General features: G+C 67.5%; 14 protein-coding genes. 11 read left to right on the top strand and 3 right to left on the bottom strand.

Annotation, left to right across the window (positions count from 1 at the left end; translation table 11 throughout):
* The first annotated feature begins 83 nt into the window (after positions 1-83).
* On the top strand, positions 84-1,751 hold the full coding sequence (locus tag ACIUM1_RS24780; protein ID WP_406815116.1) for a nitrite/sulfite reductase: 1,668 nt from the start codon (positions 84-86) through the stop codon (positions 1,749-1,751).
* Between the two features lie 7 nt (positions 1,752-1,758).
* Positions 1,759-2,475: a sirohydrochlorin chelatase gene (locus ACIUM1_RS24775; RefSeq protein WP_406815115.1), complete on the top strand. Its 717-nt coding sequence runs from the start codon at positions 1,759-1,761 to the stop codon at positions 2,473-2,475.
* On the opposite strand, the gene ACIUM1_RS24770 is transcribed toward ACIUM1_RS24775, so the two are convergent.
* A complete protein-coding gene (locus ACIUM1_RS24770) occupies positions 2,472-3,422 on the bottom strand; it encodes a LysR family transcriptional regulator (protein ID WP_406815114.1) in 951 nt (316 codons plus the stop codon). The two genes, ACIUM1_RS24775 and ACIUM1_RS24770, sit on opposite strands and share 4 nt — an antisense overlap.
* Before the next feature lie 183 nt (positions 3,423-3,605).
* Between ACIUM1_RS24770 and fdxA the strand changes: the two genes are divergently transcribed.
* Both fdxA and ACIUM1_RS24760 read left to right on the top strand, forming a co-directional pair.
* Positions 3,606-3,932 carry a ferredoxin gene (gene fdxA, locus ACIUM1_RS24765; RefSeq protein ID WP_007770504.1) on the top strand — a complete coding sequence of 109 codons (327 nt, stop codon included), beginning with the start codon at positions 3,606-3,608 and terminating at the stop codon, positions 3,930-3,932.
* 53 nt (positions 3,933-3,985) lie between these two features.
* Positions 3,986-5,278, top strand: a complete 1,293-nt coding sequence (locus ACIUM1_RS24760; protein ID WP_406815113.1) for an alpha/beta hydrolase fold domain-containing protein — start codon at positions 3,986-3,988, stop codon at positions 5,276-5,278.
* Positions 5,279-5,292: 14 nt separating this feature from the next.
* Here the strand turns inward: ACIUM1_RS24760 and ACIUM1_RS24755 are convergent, their stop codons facing one another.
* Together ACIUM1_RS24755 and ACIUM1_RS24750 are read right to left on the bottom strand one after the other, a co-directional pair.
* The gene (locus tag ACIUM1_RS24755) at positions 5,293-5,727 is read right to left on the bottom strand and encodes a protease inhibitor I42 family protein (protein WP_406815112.1); all 435 of its coding nucleotides are present in this window, start codon (positions 5,725-5,727) and stop codon (positions 5,293-5,295) included.
* A 104-nt stretch (positions 5,728-5,831) separates the two neighbouring features.
* The gene (locus ACIUM1_RS24750) at positions 5,832-6,734 is read right to left on the bottom strand and encodes a helix-turn-helix domain-containing protein (protein WP_406815111.1); all 903 of its coding nucleotides are present in this window, start codon (positions 6,732-6,734) and stop codon (positions 5,832-5,834) included.
* Positions 6,735-6,853: 119 nt separating this feature from the next.
* Here ACIUM1_RS24750 and ACIUM1_RS24745 point away from each other — a divergent pair, with 119 nt between their 5' ends.
* The 7 genes from ACIUM1_RS24745 to budA all read left to right on the top strand — a co-directional run bounded on the left by ACIUM1_RS24745 (position 6,854) and on the right by budA (position 15,390).
* Positions 6,854-7,771 carry an alpha/beta hydrolase family protein gene (locus ACIUM1_RS24745; RefSeq protein WP_406815110.1) on the top strand — a complete coding sequence of 306 codons (918 nt, stop codon included), beginning with the start codon at positions 6,854-6,856 and terminating at the stop codon, positions 7,769-7,771.
* A 56-nt stretch (positions 7,772-7,827) separates the two neighbouring features.
* Positions 7,828-9,435, top strand: a complete 1,608-nt coding sequence (locus tag ACIUM1_RS24740; protein WP_406815109.1) for a Na+/H+ antiporter — start codon at positions 7,828-7,830, stop codon at positions 9,433-9,435.
* A 33-nt stretch (positions 9,436-9,468) separates the two neighbouring features.
* Entirely contained in the window at positions 9,469-10,656 is a 1,188-nt protein-coding gene (locus ACIUM1_RS24735; protein ID WP_406815108.1) for an AAA family ATPase, read from the top strand.
* An 85-nt stretch (positions 10,657-10,741) separates the two neighbouring features.
* Positions 10,742-11,374: a TetR/AcrR family transcriptional regulator gene (locus tag ACIUM1_RS24730; protein ID WP_406815107.1), complete on the top strand. Its 633-nt coding sequence runs from the start codon at positions 10,742-10,744 to the stop codon at positions 11,372-11,374.
* Positions 11,367-12,887 (top strand): FAD-dependent monooxygenase, encoded by a 1,521-nt coding sequence (locus tag ACIUM1_RS24725; RefSeq protein ID WP_406815106.1) that lies wholly within the window; start codon positions 11,367-11,369, stop codon positions 12,885-12,887. Before ACIUM1_RS24730 ends, ACIUM1_RS24725 begins: the two co-directional genes overlap by 8 nt.
* A gap of 26 nt (positions 12,888-12,913) precedes the next feature.
* Complete coding sequence (gene alsS, locus ACIUM1_RS24720; RefSeq protein WP_406815105.1) at positions 12,914-14,596, top strand: acetolactate synthase AlsS; 1,683 nt, start codon at positions 12,914-12,916, stop codon at positions 14,594-14,596.
* Between the two features lie 5 nt (positions 14,597-14,601).
* Positions 14,602-15,390: an acetolactate decarboxylase gene (gene budA / locus ACIUM1_RS24715; protein WP_406815104.1), complete on the top strand. Its 789-nt coding sequence runs from the start codon at positions 14,602-14,604 to the stop codon at positions 15,388-15,390.
* The last annotated feature ends 21 nt before the right edge of the window (positions 15,391-15,411 follow it).

Here is a 15,411-nt window from a genome sequence, read left to right as displayed (position 1 = left end):
TGCCGCGGCGCGACAGCCCGCCCTGCGGCCGCATAACGGCCGATCTGAGGCCCGTGCCGCGCCACGAGGAATGAGAACACCACATGACCACCGCACGTCCCGCCAAGACCCGCAACGACGGTCAGTGGGCGCTGGGCGATCGTGAGCCCCTCAACCACGCCGAGCAGTTCAAGAGTGACGACGCGCCGCTGAACGTGCGCGACCGCATCATCAACGTCTACTCCAAGCAGGGCTTCGACAGCATCGCCAAAGACGATCTGCGCGGTCGGTTCCGCTGGATGGGCCTCTACACCCAGCGTGAACAGGGTTACGACGGCAGCTGGACCGGCGACGAGAACACCGACAAAATCGAAGCCAAGTACTTCATGATGCGGGTCCGCTCCGACGGCAAGGCGATGACCGCGCACACCATGCGCACGCTGGGCCAGATCTCGACCGAGTTCGCCCGCGACACCGCCGACATCAGCGACCGGGAAAACCTGCAGCTGCACTGGATCCGGATCGAGGACGTGCCCGAAATCTGGCGGCGGCTCGATTCGGTGGGCCTGCAGACCACCGAGGCCTGCGGTGACTGCCCCCGCGGCATCCACGGCTCGCCCCTGGCCGGCGACTCGCTCGACGAAATTCTCGACCCGTCACCCGCAATCGACGAGATCGTCCGGCGCTTGCTGAACAACCCCGAGTACGCCAACCTGCCCCGCAAGTACAAGACCGCGATCTCGGGCCTGCAGGACGTCTCGCACGAAACCCATGACATCGCGTTCGTCGGCGTCAACCACCCCGAACACGGCCCCGGCCTGGACCTGTGGGTGGGCGGCGGCCTGTCGACCAACCCGATGCTGGCCCAGCGGCTGGGCGTGTGGGTTCCCCTGGACGAGGTCCCCGACGTCTGGGAGGGTGTCACCCGGCTGTTCCGTGACTACGGCTACCGGCGGCTGCGCGCCAAGGCCCGGCTGAAGTTCCTGGTCAAGGACTGGGGCGTCGACAAGTTCCGCGAAGTTCTCGAACAGGAATACCTCAACCGGCGGCTGATCGATGGACCGGCGCCCGCGCCGGTCAAGCACACCATCGATCACGTCGGGGTGCAGCGGATCAAGAACGGGCTCAACGCCGTCGGCGTCGCGCCGGTCGTCGGGCGGGTGTCGGGTAGCACCCTGTCAGCGGTGGCCGACCTGATGGAGAAGGCCGGCTCCGACCGGGCACGGTGGACCCCGTTCCAGAAGCTGGTCATTCTCGACGTTCCCGACGACAAGGTCGACGAACTGGTCGCGGGCCTGGACGCGCTGGGCCTGCCGTCGCGGCCGTCGTCGTGGCGCAAGAACACCATGGCGTGCACGGGAATTGAGTACTGCAAGCTGTCATTCGCCGAAACCCGCGTGCGGGCACAGACTTTGGTGCCCGAGCTGGAACAGCGCCTGGCCGACGTCGACTCCAGGCTGAATCTGCCGATCAGCGTCCACCTCAACGGATGCCCGAACTCGTGCGCCCGAATCCAGGTGGCCGACATCGGGTTCAAGGGTCAGTGGATCGACGACGGCGACGGTAACTCGGTCGAGGGTTTCCAGGTGCACCTCGGTGGTGGACTGGGCGAGCAGAGCGGCTTCGGCCGAAAACTGCGCCAGCACAAGGTCACCAGCGCCGAACTCGGCGACTACATCGACCGGGTGATGCGCAAGTACCTCGACGGCCGCCATGACGACGAGACCTTCGCTTCGTGGGCGCTGCGCGCCGACGAGGACGACTTGCGCTGAGGCCGCGATGAATACACTCGTACTCACCGCGCACGGCAGCCGCGACCCCCGTTCGGGCGCCAACGCCGAGGCCGTGGCCGACCGCCTGGCCACGACGCGGCCCGACCTCGACGTGCGGCTGGCATTCCTGGAACTCAACACGCCGAACTTCGTCGACGTGCTGGCCGGGTTGCCGGACAGCCGCCGCGCGGTGGTCGCACCGTTGCTGCTGGCCAGCGCCTATCACGCGCGCCTGGACATCCCCAAGCAGATCGCGGACGCCGGCGCCCACGGCATTCGGCAGGCCGACGTGCTCGGTGAAGACGAGCGGCTGGTGGCCGTGCTGCGCGAACGCCTCGTCGAGGTCGGGGTATCCCCCCTCGACGACGATCTCGGAGTGATGGTCGTCGCGATCGGCTCGTCGAACCTCGCCGCCAACGCGCGCACCGCGAAGGTGGCGGCCAGGCTGGCCGCCGGCACCCAATGGGCCGGGGCCACAACGGCCTTCGCGGCCAGGGCCGAGGCGTCGGTGGCCCGCGCCGCCGACCAGTTGCGCCGCCGCGGCGCACGCCGGCTGGTGATCGCGCCGTGGTTCTTGGCGCCGGGCCTCATCACCGATGGGGTGTCAAACTTCGCCCGTGACAACGGCGTTCCCATGGCTGCCCCGCTGGGGGCACACCGACTGGTGGCCGAGACGGTGCTGGATCGCTACGACGAGGCGATGTCCGAGGACGCCGCTGCCTAGGCCTTCGCCGCCGATGTGCGGCTGAGGATGTGGCTGAGCAGGTCGCGGATCGCTCCGGGCGGCGGGGTCTTGCCGCCGATCCAGATGGCCCGAAACTTGCGGCGTAGGTCCAACTCCGGGATGTTTACCGCGTGCAGCCGGCCGTCGGCCAGGTCGTCGGCGACGGCCAGCTTGCTCATGGTCGCCGGTCCCGCGCCGGCGAGCACGGCGGCACGCATCGCCGCCGCGGACGTCAGTTCCAGCACGGGCGCGGCCTGTTGCATGTCCTCGCCGAGCACCTTGCGCAGCGCCACCGTCAGCGAATCGCGGATGCCCGAATGGAGTTCGCGCGCCACCAGTGGCGTCTGCGCGAGCTCCCGGGCGGTCACCACCCGCCCCCGCCGGGCCCACTTGTGATCCGGTGGGACCACGATCACCAGCTCGTCCTCTCCCACTACACAACTGCCCAAACCCTTTGGCGTGCCGGGGCTTTCGACGAAGCCGAGATCGGCGCTGCCATCGCGGACCGAGGCGATGGCGTGGTCGCTGTTGGTGGCGGTCAACATCACCTGAGGCGCGCTCTCGCCGCGCCCATTCGCCTCGGACTGCAGGGACAGCAGCCAGTGCGGCATGAGCTGTTCGGAGATCGTCTGGCTGGCCGACACCCTGATGCGTTCGCGGCCTTCCTTGCGCAGCGAACCCAGACCCGCATCGATCTCGCCCGCGACCTCGAGCAGGCGGGTCGCCCACTCCGCGACGATCAGGCCCGCGGGCGTCAGTTGCGAGCCCCGCGTTGTCCGGACGGCCAGGGTGACGCCGACCTGGGCCTCCATCGTGGCCAGCCGCCGGGATATCGCCTGCTGGGTCAGCCCGAGTTCGCGCGCGGCGCGGCCGAGGCTGCCGGTCTCGGCGATCGCCAAAAACGCCTCGAACGAGGCGAGTTCGGGCAGCCGGGGGCTGAGGGGCATGGGCGACAGCTCACAATCAAATCGTGTGACACAACTATAGCTTGTGACGCCACAACGCCAACCCTCTACTCACGCCCCGCCCGACCCGCAACGATGGGCGTGCGCGCTAAATTAGCCAGCCAGGCCGTGTTTTGACGGCTCGCACCCGGCTGACCCCGCTAGTCAGAAGGAAGGACAACACTCGTGGCCTACGTGATCGCCGAGCCCTGTGTCGACATCAAAGACAAGGCGTGCATCGAGGAATGCCCCGTCGACTGCATCTACGAGGGCGCCCGGATGCTCTACATCCACCCCGACGAGTGCGTGGACTGCGGTGCCTGCGAGCCGGTGTGCCCGGTCGAGTCCATCTTCTACGAGGACGACCTGCCCGACGAGCACAGCCAATACCTGCAGATCAACGCAGATTTCTTCACCGAGCTCGGCTCGCCCGGCGGCGCGGCGAAGGTCGGGTTGACCGAGAACGACCCGGCCCCGGTGAAGGCGTTGGAGAGCCGGGCCGAGGCGTCGTAGCCTCGCGCACCAGCCGATCCGAGCGTCATCTGCCCGTTTCGTAAGGTGAGGCAATGCGGACAGCTCGAATCATCCACGTCATGCGGCAAATAGGCTCAGCCGCGGTCACCACCGTCACCGCGGCGTCCACGCTGAACGCCTACCGGCCGTTGGCGCGCGGCGGATTCCCATCGCTGTACGCCTGGATGTTCGGGCTCGTCGTCACCGAATTACCGCTGCAAACGCTGCTGACCCAGCTCGGTGGACTGGCGTTGACCGGCCGTCGCCTGACCCGGCCGGTGCGGATCATCGCGTGGGTGGTCGCGGGTCTCTCCGCGCTGGGCCTGCTCAACCTCAGCCGCGTGGGCCATCGGGCCAACGTGCCCCTGACCGAGGCATTGGACGCCGGACTGGGACCCGACCGCCTCACCGAGTCGGCGAGCCTGTGGCGTCGGCCGTCCGGCGGTGGCACCGCCAAGACGCCGGGACTAGTACGGATGCTGCGCATCTACCGCGACTACGCCCACGACTCCGACATCAGCTACGGCGAATACGGCAGCGCCAACCACCTGGACATCTGGCGGCGTCCCGATCTCGACCCGGCCGGCAAGGCGCCGGTGCTCTTCCAAATCCCCGGCGGCGCCTGGACCACGGGAAACAAACGCGGACAAGCCCATCCGTTGATGAGCCACCTCGCCGAGCTGGGTTGGATCTGCGTGTCGATCAACTACCGGCACAGCCCGCGCAACACCTGGCCCGACCACATCGTCGACGTCAAACGTGCCCTCGCCTGGGTCAAAGAACACATCGGCGAATACGGCGGCGACCCCGACTTCGTCGTCATCACCGGCGGTTCGGCCGGCGGCCACCTGTCGGCGCTGGCCGCGCTCACGCAGAACGATCCGCAGTTTCAGCCGGGATTTGAAGACGCCGACACCCGGGTGCAGGCGGCGGTGCCGTTCTACGGCATCTACGACTTCACCCGGTTCGACAAGACGCTGCACCCGATGATGCCGGGGCTGTTGATCAAGTCGATCATCAAGCAAAAGCCTTCGACGCACCGGCAGACGTTCGAGGCCGCGTCACCGGTCAACCATGTGCGCGCCGACGCTCCCCCGTTTTTCGTCCTGCACGGCACCAACGACTCGCTGGCCTACGTCGAGCAGGCCCGCACGTTCGTCGAGCGACTCCGGCAGGTCAGCAATCAGCCGGTGGTGTACGCCGAATTACCGCTCACCCAACACGCTTTCGACATCTTCGGCTCGGTCCGCGCCGCGCACACCGCGGTGGCCGTCGAGCAGTTCCTCGCCGAGGTCTACGCCGCGCACCTGCGGGCCGACGTCGTCGCGGCCCCCGGGGTGTCGTAACGCCAACGCCCGACTTATTGCACGGTGACGGTCAGCGTGTAGGTGCATGCCGGTTTGGCGTCCTTATCCACGAAGCTGGTGTAGGCCGTGCTGACGGTGGTGGACCCCGGTTTCAGGGCGCTGAACGTCCACACTTCGTTGCCCGGCGCGCCCAGGGCGTCCGATGCCGGCTGCTCGAACTCGTGGCTGAGTTGCTTGATCACCGACGGGTCGCCGATTTTGGTGTCGGGGTTCCAGCGGTAGGGAGTGGTGTAGTTCGAACCCAACTTCACGATCAGGGTGTTGCCGACGGTAAGGGTGACGGTCTGGCTGATCTCGCTCTGCGTCAGCACGTCGGTCATGGGGACCTGGAGCGTTTTGGTCGACGGCGGGTTCCTGGATGCGAAGTGGCAGCCCACCACCGTCGACAACATGAGCACGGCGACTGTTACCAGCAGCCTGACCTTCACCGGATCCCCCTTCGATTCCGCTCCGGAGCCTAATAGGTGTCGATCCAGATCGAAGATAGGCACCGGACGCCCTCGCCGCCTCCCCTCGCCCGAATACCGGGGCCTTATTCGAGTGCCGTGCTGGGAGTATCGCGGCCGACCACGCCGGGGTCTGCGGCGTGCTCTTCGAGGCTCCAGCTGGCCAGGATCCTCAGCGCCTGCTCGGAGGGAGAATTCGGTTGCGCGGTGTATCCGACCAGGGACAGGCCCGGCGCCGCGGTGATGGCGAAAACGTTGTAGGTCAACGTCAATGCGCCGAATTCCGGATGGCGAAAAAGTTTCACGCCGTGCCGATGCGCGGTGACGTTGTGGGCGGCCCAGCGGCTGCGAAAGTCGTCACTGCGGGTCGCCAGCTCGCCGACTATCCGGGTGATCGCGGGCGAATGGGGACAACGGGCGGCCTCGGCTTGCAACAGGGCGACCACCTCGTCGGCCGACCTTTCCCATTCCGGGAACACCTGCTCGGCATAGGTGTCGAAGAAGATGAATCGAGCGAAGTTCGGCACACCGGTCGCCCGATCGAACATGGGGGCGTACAACGCGCGGCCAAGCCGATTAGCTGCGAGGATGTCCAGGCTTCCGTTCATCACGATCGCGGGCGAGGCGGCCATGCCGTCGATCAGCGCCTGGACGCCGTCGGGAATCGTCTGGCCGGTCTCCCGCTTCGGGCGACCCACCGTCCGCGTGCCGATCGCCGCCCGCACCAGGTCGAAGAAGTGGGTCGTCTCGTCGTCGGTGAGCCGCAGCGCACGCGCCACGGCATGCAACACGTCGTCCGACACCCCCGCGACGCTGCCGCGCTCGATCTGTGTGTAGTACTCCGTGCTGACCCCGGCCAGCTGCGCGACTTCCTCGCGTCGCAAACCGGGCACTCGACGTCGCCGGCCGGACGGCAACCCGATCTGCTCGGGGCTGATCCTCGCCCGCCGGGTCATCAAGAACTCCTTGATGTCCTTGGCGATGTCCATATTCGCCACAGTAGGCAACCACCGGGTGTGCCAGGCAGGGGCTGGCGGTACCCCCGATAACCGGCGCCTCCCTGTCGGCCCGCTGCGTGCGTAGCGTCGCAGAAAAGGAGGTCATCAACATGCCCAACGAAGATCAGGCACAAGCAGCATTCGACAATTTCGTCCAGCTGTGGGCCACCGGCACGACGGCGGGCCGGCGCGCCCCGGTCTTGCGGCGTCCCGACGAGGTCGGTCTCGACTACGAGGACGTCTTCTTTCCCTCGATGGACGGAGTGCCGCTGGAGGGCTGGTTCATCCCCGCCGACTCGGACCGGCTGATCATCCACAACCACTTCCTGCCGGGAAATCGCTACGGCTACCCGGGTCACCTTCCCGAGTTCGGCGGCCTGGGCGGATTCGAGGTCAACTTCCTGCCCGAATACAAGGCGTTGCACGACGCGGGATACAACGTGCTCGCCTATGACATCCGCAACCACGGGATGAGCGGGCAGGGCAACGGCGGCATCGCCGGCATCGGCCTGACCGAATACCGCGACGTCATCGGCTCGCTGCGCTACGCGGCGGCCCGTCCGGACACCAAGACCATGAAGAAGGCATTGCTGTCCGTCTGCCTGGGCGCCGATTCGACCGCTGTCGCGTGGTCCAAGCACCCCGACGAGTTCTCCGAAATTCAGGCCATGGTGATGCTGCAGCCGGTCTCCGGGCGCTACATCGTCGAGGAGTTCGTCAAGAGCATCGGCATGGAAGACGGCTACCAGAAGTTCGATAAGGCGGTGCACGAGCGCACCGGCTTCCATCTGTCCGAGCAGTCACCGCTCGAGCATGTGAAGGCCGTCAGCGTGCCCACGCTGGTGGCACAGGTGCACGACGACTCGATGACACGCCCCCAAGACGTGGAGGACATCTACGACGCGATTCCCGTCGACGAGAAGCGCCTGTACTGGATCGAGGGCACGGACCGCCGCTTCGACGGCTACAACTTCTTCGGTGTGCACCCCGAGCTTCCGATCGAGTGGTTCGACAAGCACATGAGCTGACGACCCCGCCCAAACCCGAAACCGCGCAAATCGAGCGGGTCCGGCAGGATGGGCTGGTGTTTGGCCTCGTACTGATCGTTGCCCTGGTGTCCACCGTCATCGTGGGCACGGTCATCGGCCGGCGCTATCGCGTGGGACCCCCGGTCCTGCTGATCTTGCTGGGCGCCCTGCTGGGCCTGATCCCGCAGTTCGCGCACATACATATCAACGGCGAGGTCGTGCTGCTGCTCTTCCTGCCCGCGATCCTCTACTGGGAGGGCCTGAACACCAGTTTCCGCGAGATCCGGGCCAACGCACGCATCATCGTGTTCCTCAGCGTCGCCCTGGTGATCGCCACCGCGGTAGCGGTGTCGTGGACGGCGCGGGCGCTGGGGATGGATCCGCACGCGGCCGGGGTATTGGGTGCGGTGCTCTCGCCGACCGACGCGGCCGCGGTGGCCGGTCTGGCGAAGAAGCTGCCGCGGCGATCGCTGACAGTGCTGAAGGCCGAGAGCCTCATCAACGACGGCACCGCCCTGGTTCTGTTCGCCGTCAGCGTCCACGTCGCGGTCGGCGGGGCCGCAATCAGCCCGCCCGAGGTGACCGCCCGGTTCATCGGCTCCTACCTCGGCGGCATCGTCGCCGGGTTGCTGGTCGGTGGAGCGGTGACGCTGCTGCGCAAGCGGATCGACGCGCCCCAGGAGGAAGGGGCGTTGAGTCTGGTGACGCCGTTCGCGGCCTTCCTGCTGGCCCAGTCGATGGAGTGCAGCGGGGTGGTCGCGGTCATGGTGTCGGCGCTCGTCCTCGCCTATGCCAGCCCCCTGGTGATCCGGGCCCGGTCCCGTCTGCAGTCCTTCGCCTTCTGGGACATCGCGACGTTCCTGCTCAACGGATCGTTGTGGGTGTTCGTCGGTGTGCAGATCCCGGGTGCGCTGCGCGGCATCGAGGGCGTCGACGGCGGTATTCGCCACGCGCTGTTCGTCGCGCTGGTGATCACCGGCGTGGTGATCGTGTCACGCATCTTCTGGGGCGAGATCACTACGCTGCTGATCCGGCTCATCGATCGGCGTGAGGCACAACGCGAACGCCGGGTCGGCTGGCGCCAGCGCTTCGTCACCGTCTGGGCTGGATTCCGTGGCGCCGTGTCGCTGGCCGCGGCGGTGGCCGTGCCGATGACGACGCTGAGCGGCGCGCCGTTCCCTGACCGCAGCCTGTTGATCTTCATCGTGATCGTCGTCATCCTGGTGACCGTCCTGATCCAGGGCAGCACGCTGCCCGCCGTGGTTCGGTGGGCGAACATGCCCGAAGACCCGACCCATGCCGAGGAACTGCAGCTGGCTCGTTGCCGGGGCGCTCAAGCCGCCCTCGCCGCGCTGCCTGCGGTCGCCGACGAAGTGGGTATCGGCGACGATCTGAGGCGGCGGCTGCAAAAGGAGTACGAAGAGAAGGCGGCGCTGGTGCTGGCCACGGAAAACGGTTCGCCAGACAGCCGCATACTCAAGGGCCGCGATAAGGTCCGGCGGGTGCGTCTGGGCGTGCTCGAGCACAAGCGCCGGGAAATCACCGCGCTGCGCAACCAGAACCTCATCGACGACATCGTGCTGCGCGAATTGCAGAAAGAGATGGATCTCGAGGAAGTGCAACTGATCGCCGCCGCAGCCGACGACGACGACGAGGACGAATAGGGCCCGTCAGTGGCCGACCGTACAGTCGGCCCCATGCTGCATACCGTTGCGGTCCGCGGGTATCGCTCGCTGCGCGAGGTGATCCTGCCGCTGGGTCGTCTGTCGGTGATCACCGGCGCCAACGGCGCCGGCAAGTCCTCGCTCTATCGCGCGCTGCGCCTGCTGGCCGACTGCGGCCGCGGCGAGGTGATCGGGTCGCTCGCCCGCGAGGGCGGGCTGCAATCGGTGCTGTGGGCCGGTCCCGAGCGGTTGGCCGGCGCCCGACGCACCGGGAAGACCGAGGGCACCGTGCGCACCCGCCCGGTGTCACTCGAATTAGGCTTCGCCGCAGACGATTTCGGCTACCTAGTGGACCTGGGCATCCCCCAGTCCGCCGGGGAATCCGTGTTCGCCCGCGACCCAGAGATCAAGCGGGAAGTGTTGTTCGCCGGCCCGGTGCTGCGGCCCAGCTCGACGCTGGTGCGTCGGTCGCGGGTCTTCGCCGAGGCCAGCGCCGACTCCGGCAGCGGCTTCGACGAGTTGTCCCGAGCCCTGCCGTCGTACCACAGCGTGCTCGCCGAATACGCCCACCCGCACGCGCTTCCCGAGCTGGCGGCGGTGCGAGAACGGTTGCGCGGCTGGCGGTTTTACGACGGCTTCCGCGTCGACGCGGGGGCACCGGCCCGGCACCCGCAAGTGGGCACCCGCACCCCGGTACTCTCCGACGACGGCAGCGACCTGGCGGCCGCGACCCAGACGATCCTCGAGTCGGGGATCGACGACCTGAACCGGGCCGTCGCCGAGGCGTTCGACGGCGCTACCGTCTCGGTGGCCATCCACGACGGCCTGTTCGACCTCCAGCTGCGGCAGCGCGGCATGCTGCGCGCGTTGCGCGCCGCCGAGATATCCGATGGCACACTGCGTTTCCTGCTGTGGGCCGCCGCACTGTTAAGCCCGCAACCGCCCTCGCTGATGGTGCTCAACGAACCGGAAACGTCACTGCATCCCGACCTGGTGGCGCCGCTGGCGTCGCTGATCCGCATCACCGCCGCGAAGACTCAGGTCGTGGTGGTAACCCACTCCCGCTCGCTGCTCGAATTCCTGGACGCGACGCCGCTGGCGGAGATAGCGGACGCCGAGGGTCAGGCCGTTGAGATCGAGCTGTACAAGGACTGGGGCGAGACACGCATCAGCGGCCAGACCATGCTGACGACGCCGCGGTGGGATTGGGGCACGCGCTAGGCGAATTTCGTTTTGCGCACTCGTAGCTGAAGTTGCCCGCCGGGCAATCTTGCCCACTGGGCAATGTCGGCGTACGTTGGTGCGCATGACCGGACTCCGCGAGCGCAAGAAGGCCGATACCCGTCGCGCCCTCAGCGATGCCGCATTGCAGCTGGCTTTCGAGCGCGGGCTGGAAAACGTGACACGCGAGGACGTCGCCAACATGGCAGGCGTCTCACTGCGCACATTCAACAACTACTTCAGCGGCAAATACGAGGCGCTGGCCTACCGGCAAGCCGAACGCGTGCGCCGCAGCGTCGCCGTGCTGAAGCAGCGACCCCTCGACGAACCGCTGTGGACGGCCCTCACCCACGCCGTGCTGGAACCGTTGGAGGCCGACTTCGGCGACGTGCATGGCGACGAGAACCGCGCCCCCAGCCGCCGAGAACTCGTCGAAGTCCGCAAACTCGTCATGCACCCGCAGGTACGGAATTCGGTGCCGCACAACCTGTTCGAAGAGATGCTTGAGGTGATCGCCGAACGCACCGGCACCGACCCCGACCGCGACCTGTACCCACGATTGGTGATGGCCGTCGTTCGCGCCGTCGGCGACGCGGCCGCCGATGCCTACGTGCGGGCCGATCCGCCGGTGGCCATCACCACACTGATCCGCGAGGGATTCGCCGCCGTCAGCGCGGGGTTGCCCGAACCACCCAGAAAGAAGGCGCGCCATGGCTGACGAACACGTCGATGTCGTCGTCGCCGGTGCCGGACCCAACGGTCTGCTGCTGGCCTGCGAGCTGGCACTGGCCGGCGTCAGGCCCGTCGTGCTGGACACCCTGCCCGGTCCCAGCTCCGAACCGAAGGCCAACGGCCTTGTCGGCCAAGTCGTTCGGATGCTTGACATGCGCGACCTGTACCGGGAGTTCACCGGCGACCCCGCTCCCCCGCAACCGGTCCAGGGGTGGATCTTCGCGGCCATGACGCTGAACTTCCTCGGCGTGCCCGATAACCCGATGTACGCGCTGCCCATCCAACAGCCCCGGGTGGTGTGGCTGTTGGAGAAGCGGGCGAGGGACCTCGGCGTGGACCTGCGCTGGGGGCACGAATTCACCGGTCTGCGGCAAGACGCGAATTCCGTTGAGCTGACGGTGTCCTCGCCGGAGCGCGAGTATCGCATCGACGCCCGGTATCTGGTGGGCGCCGACGGCGGGCGCAGCCTGGTCCGCAAGACCGTGGGCATCGACTTCCCCGGGTATACATCACAGACCGTGGGGCGGCTGGCCCACGTGCACATCCCCGACGGACTCCGCCGCGCCGACGGCGGCATCGACGTCCCCGGACACGGGCGGATTGCGTTCGGCCACACGCGGTTGGACCGTGGCGGTGTGATTTATGCCGAATTCGAGCCCGGCCGTTCGCTATTCGGCACCATGGAGTTCGGGCCGCCGGTCGAGGACAAACCGATGAGCCTTGCCGAACTGCGCGAGAGCGCGCGTCGCGTCCTCGGCGTGGATCTGCCGTTCGAGGAACCGAAAGGCCCGGGGCCGCACGCCCTGCGCCGGATCAACGGGCAGAACACGCGCCACGCGGAGCACTACCGCGACGGACGGGTTCTGCTGCTCGGCGACGCCGCCCATGTGCACAGCGCCATGGGTGGGCCGGGCCTGAACCTTGGCCTGCAGGACGCGGTGAACCTGGGCTGGAAGCTCGCGGCACAGCTCAACGGCTGGGCACCGGCGGGATTGCTCGATACGTATGAGTCCGAGCGCCACCCGGTGGGCGAGCGCGTCATGATGCACTCGATGTCGCAGACCGCCCTCATGGCGCCGGGACCCGAAGTCGCTGCGTTGCGAACACTCATGGGTGAACTGTTCGCCATGCCCGACGTCGCCCGGCACATGGCGAAACTGCTGGCCGGCGCGGACGTGCGATATGACGTGGGTGACGCTCATCGGCTGTCGGGCTCGCTCGTGCCTGACCTGACGCTCGATGACGGCCGACGGGTCGCCGAGTTACTGCGTTCAGCCCGGCCGGTATTGCTCGACCTGGGCGGTGTCGCCGATGGCGCGCGCGACTGGGCCGATCGCGTGGACACCGTCCGCGCGAGCGTGGCTGACCTGTCCGTCGCCGCGCTGCTGATCCGGCCGGACGGCTATGTCGCCTGGGCTGCCGATGAATTCGGGCCGGCCGAAGAGGTGGCCCTGCGCGCGGCGCTGCAGCGCTGGTTCGGGCCGCCGACGAGCGCATAGCGGCGCCAACGGCCAGACTGGGCAACATGGCGTCCCCACAACACGGTGAGCCCGCGCGCAGCGCCCAAAAAGTTGTCGACGTCTTGTCGGCGCAGGGCGTGCGGTACGTGTTCGGTGTGCCCGGCGCCAAGATCGACGCCGTCTACGACGCGTTGGTGGACGGTGGACCGCAGCTCGTGGTGTGCCGGCATGAACAAAACGCGGCGTTCATGGCTGCGGCGATGGGGCGGCTCACCGGCATCCCCGGCGTCGTACTGGTGACGTCGGGGCCCGGCACCGCCAATCTGGCCACCGGTCTGTTGACCGCCAACACCGAACAGGACCCGGTGGTCGCGCTGTGCGGCGCGGTGCGCCGGGAGGACCGGCTCAAGCGGACGCATCAGTCGATGGACGCCGCCGCATTGCTCAAGACGGTGACCAAGTTCACCGGAGAGGTCAACGACCCCGACGACGTCGCCGAGGCCACCGTCACCGCCTTTCGGGCCGCGGTCGCCGAGCCGCGCGGAGCGGCCGCCGTCGTGCTGCCCGCCGACGTGTTGGCCGCACCCACGACGGCGAGCATCACCCGCCGGCTTCCGATCCCCGAGACGGCGGCGGCCCCGACGTCGGCTATCCGCACGGCCACCGAGGCGATCCGGGCCGCGCGCCGCCCCGCGCTGCTGGTGGGTAGCCGCGGCGCCGATCCGGACAGCTGCCTGGCGCTGCGCGCCCTGATCGCCACCACCGGTCTGCCGGTGGTGGAGACGTTTCAGGCCGCCGGGGTGGTGTCGCGCTCGCTGGAAGACAGCTTCTTGGGCCGGGTCGGCCTGTTCCGCAACCAGCCCGGCGATGTCATCGTCGGGCAAGCCGACGTCCTGGTCACCGTCGGTTACGACGCCGTCGAATATGACCCGGGGTTGTGGAACAACGACGTCGCCCGCACCGTGGTGCACATTGACTCGATTCCAGCCGGCATCGACAACAACTATCAGCCGACGTGCGAGCTGCTGGGTGACATCGCGGCCACTCTCGCCGCGTTGACGGACACGCTTAGCGACCTCACCCTGACGACCGAGTACCAAGCCGAGATCGACGTATTGCGAAACCGCTTGTCCCGCATCGATATCGCTGCGGGCACTCGGAAGCCGCAGGGCGCCGGCCTCAATCCGGTCGCCGTTGTGCTGCGGCTGCGCGAGGAACTGGGTGACGACGCCACCATCGCTTGCGACATCGGCTCGGTCTACATCTACATGGCCCGCCACTTCCGGGTATACGAGCCGCGCCGACTGCTGTTCTCCAACGGGCAGCAGACCCTCGGGGTCGCTCTGCCGTGGGCGATGGCCGCGTGCCTGGCGCGGCCCGGTACGCCGGTGGTATCGGTCTCCGGAGACGGTGGGTTCCTGTTTTCCAGCCAGGAGCTCGAGACCGCGACCCGCCTGGGTTTATCGTTCACCCACATCGTCTTTCGTGACAACACCTACGACATGGTGGGCTTTCAGGAAGCCCTCAAATACGGTCGTAAGTCCGACATCCAGCTCGGCGACTACGACATCGTCTCTTACGCAGCGGCTTTCGGGGCTAACGGCTACCGGGTGACCAGCCTGGACGAGTTCAGCGCCACGGTACGCCAGGCGCTGGCCGAGGGCGGGCCCTCGCTGATCGATGTTCCGGTGGATTACAGCCACAACGTCGACCTGGCCGAAGAATTACACGACGACCCGTTCGAGTAGGGACCATGGACAAGCACTCAGGCGCGTACGAGCGATTCCGCAGCTGGGCGACAGGGCTTCTCGCTCATCAAGACGCCGGCAACGAGGTCTATCAGTTCTCCACGATCAGCGCGTTGCTCGAGGGTGTTTACGACGGTGACGTCACCGTCGCCGAGCTGCTGCGGCACGGTGATTTCGGCCTGGGCACCTTCAACCACCTCGACGGCGAGATGGTGGTGCTGGACGGGGTGTGCTACCGGCTGCGGGCGGACGGATCCGCAAGCCAAGCGGCGCCGACCGACCGCATTCCGTTCGCGGCGGTCACCAGATTTCGGACCGACTTCGAGATCGCTATCCAAACCAGCACCGGCCGAACGGATTTGACAGGTGCCATCGACCGCCAGATCGAAAGCCCCAACCTGATCTACGCCATCCGGGTCGACGGGCAGTTCCGCGAACTGCACACCCGCACCGTGATGGCGCAGCAGCCGCCCTATCCCCCATTGACCCAGGCCACCGAAGAGCAGTCCGAGACCGTCTTCACCGACGTCTCGGGCACCGTGGTCGGATTCCGCACTCCCGACTTCGAACAGGGCATCTCGGTGGCCGGCTACCACCTGCACTTCCTCAACAGCGACCGCAGCGGTGGCGGCCACATCCTCGACTTCACTCTCGACCGCGGCACCGTGGCGATCAGCGGGGCATCCCAGCTGCATCTGAGCCTGCCCCGGTCCGGTGCGTTCCTCGACGCACAACTGTCGGGCGCCGACCTCGCCGAGCGGATCAGCAAAGCCGAAGGCCCGAAAGGCGACTGACCCGAACGCCGGCGTCAGCGT

Origin of the sequence: Mycobacterium sp. M23085, from assembly GCF_045343915.1 — a bacterium.
Classification (GTDB): domain Bacteria; phylum Actinomycetota; class Actinomycetes; order Mycobacteriales; family Mycobacteriaceae; genus Mycobacterium.
Note: the sequence above shows the minus strand (reverse complement) of the source record. Positions and strands in the feature narration are given on the sequence as shown.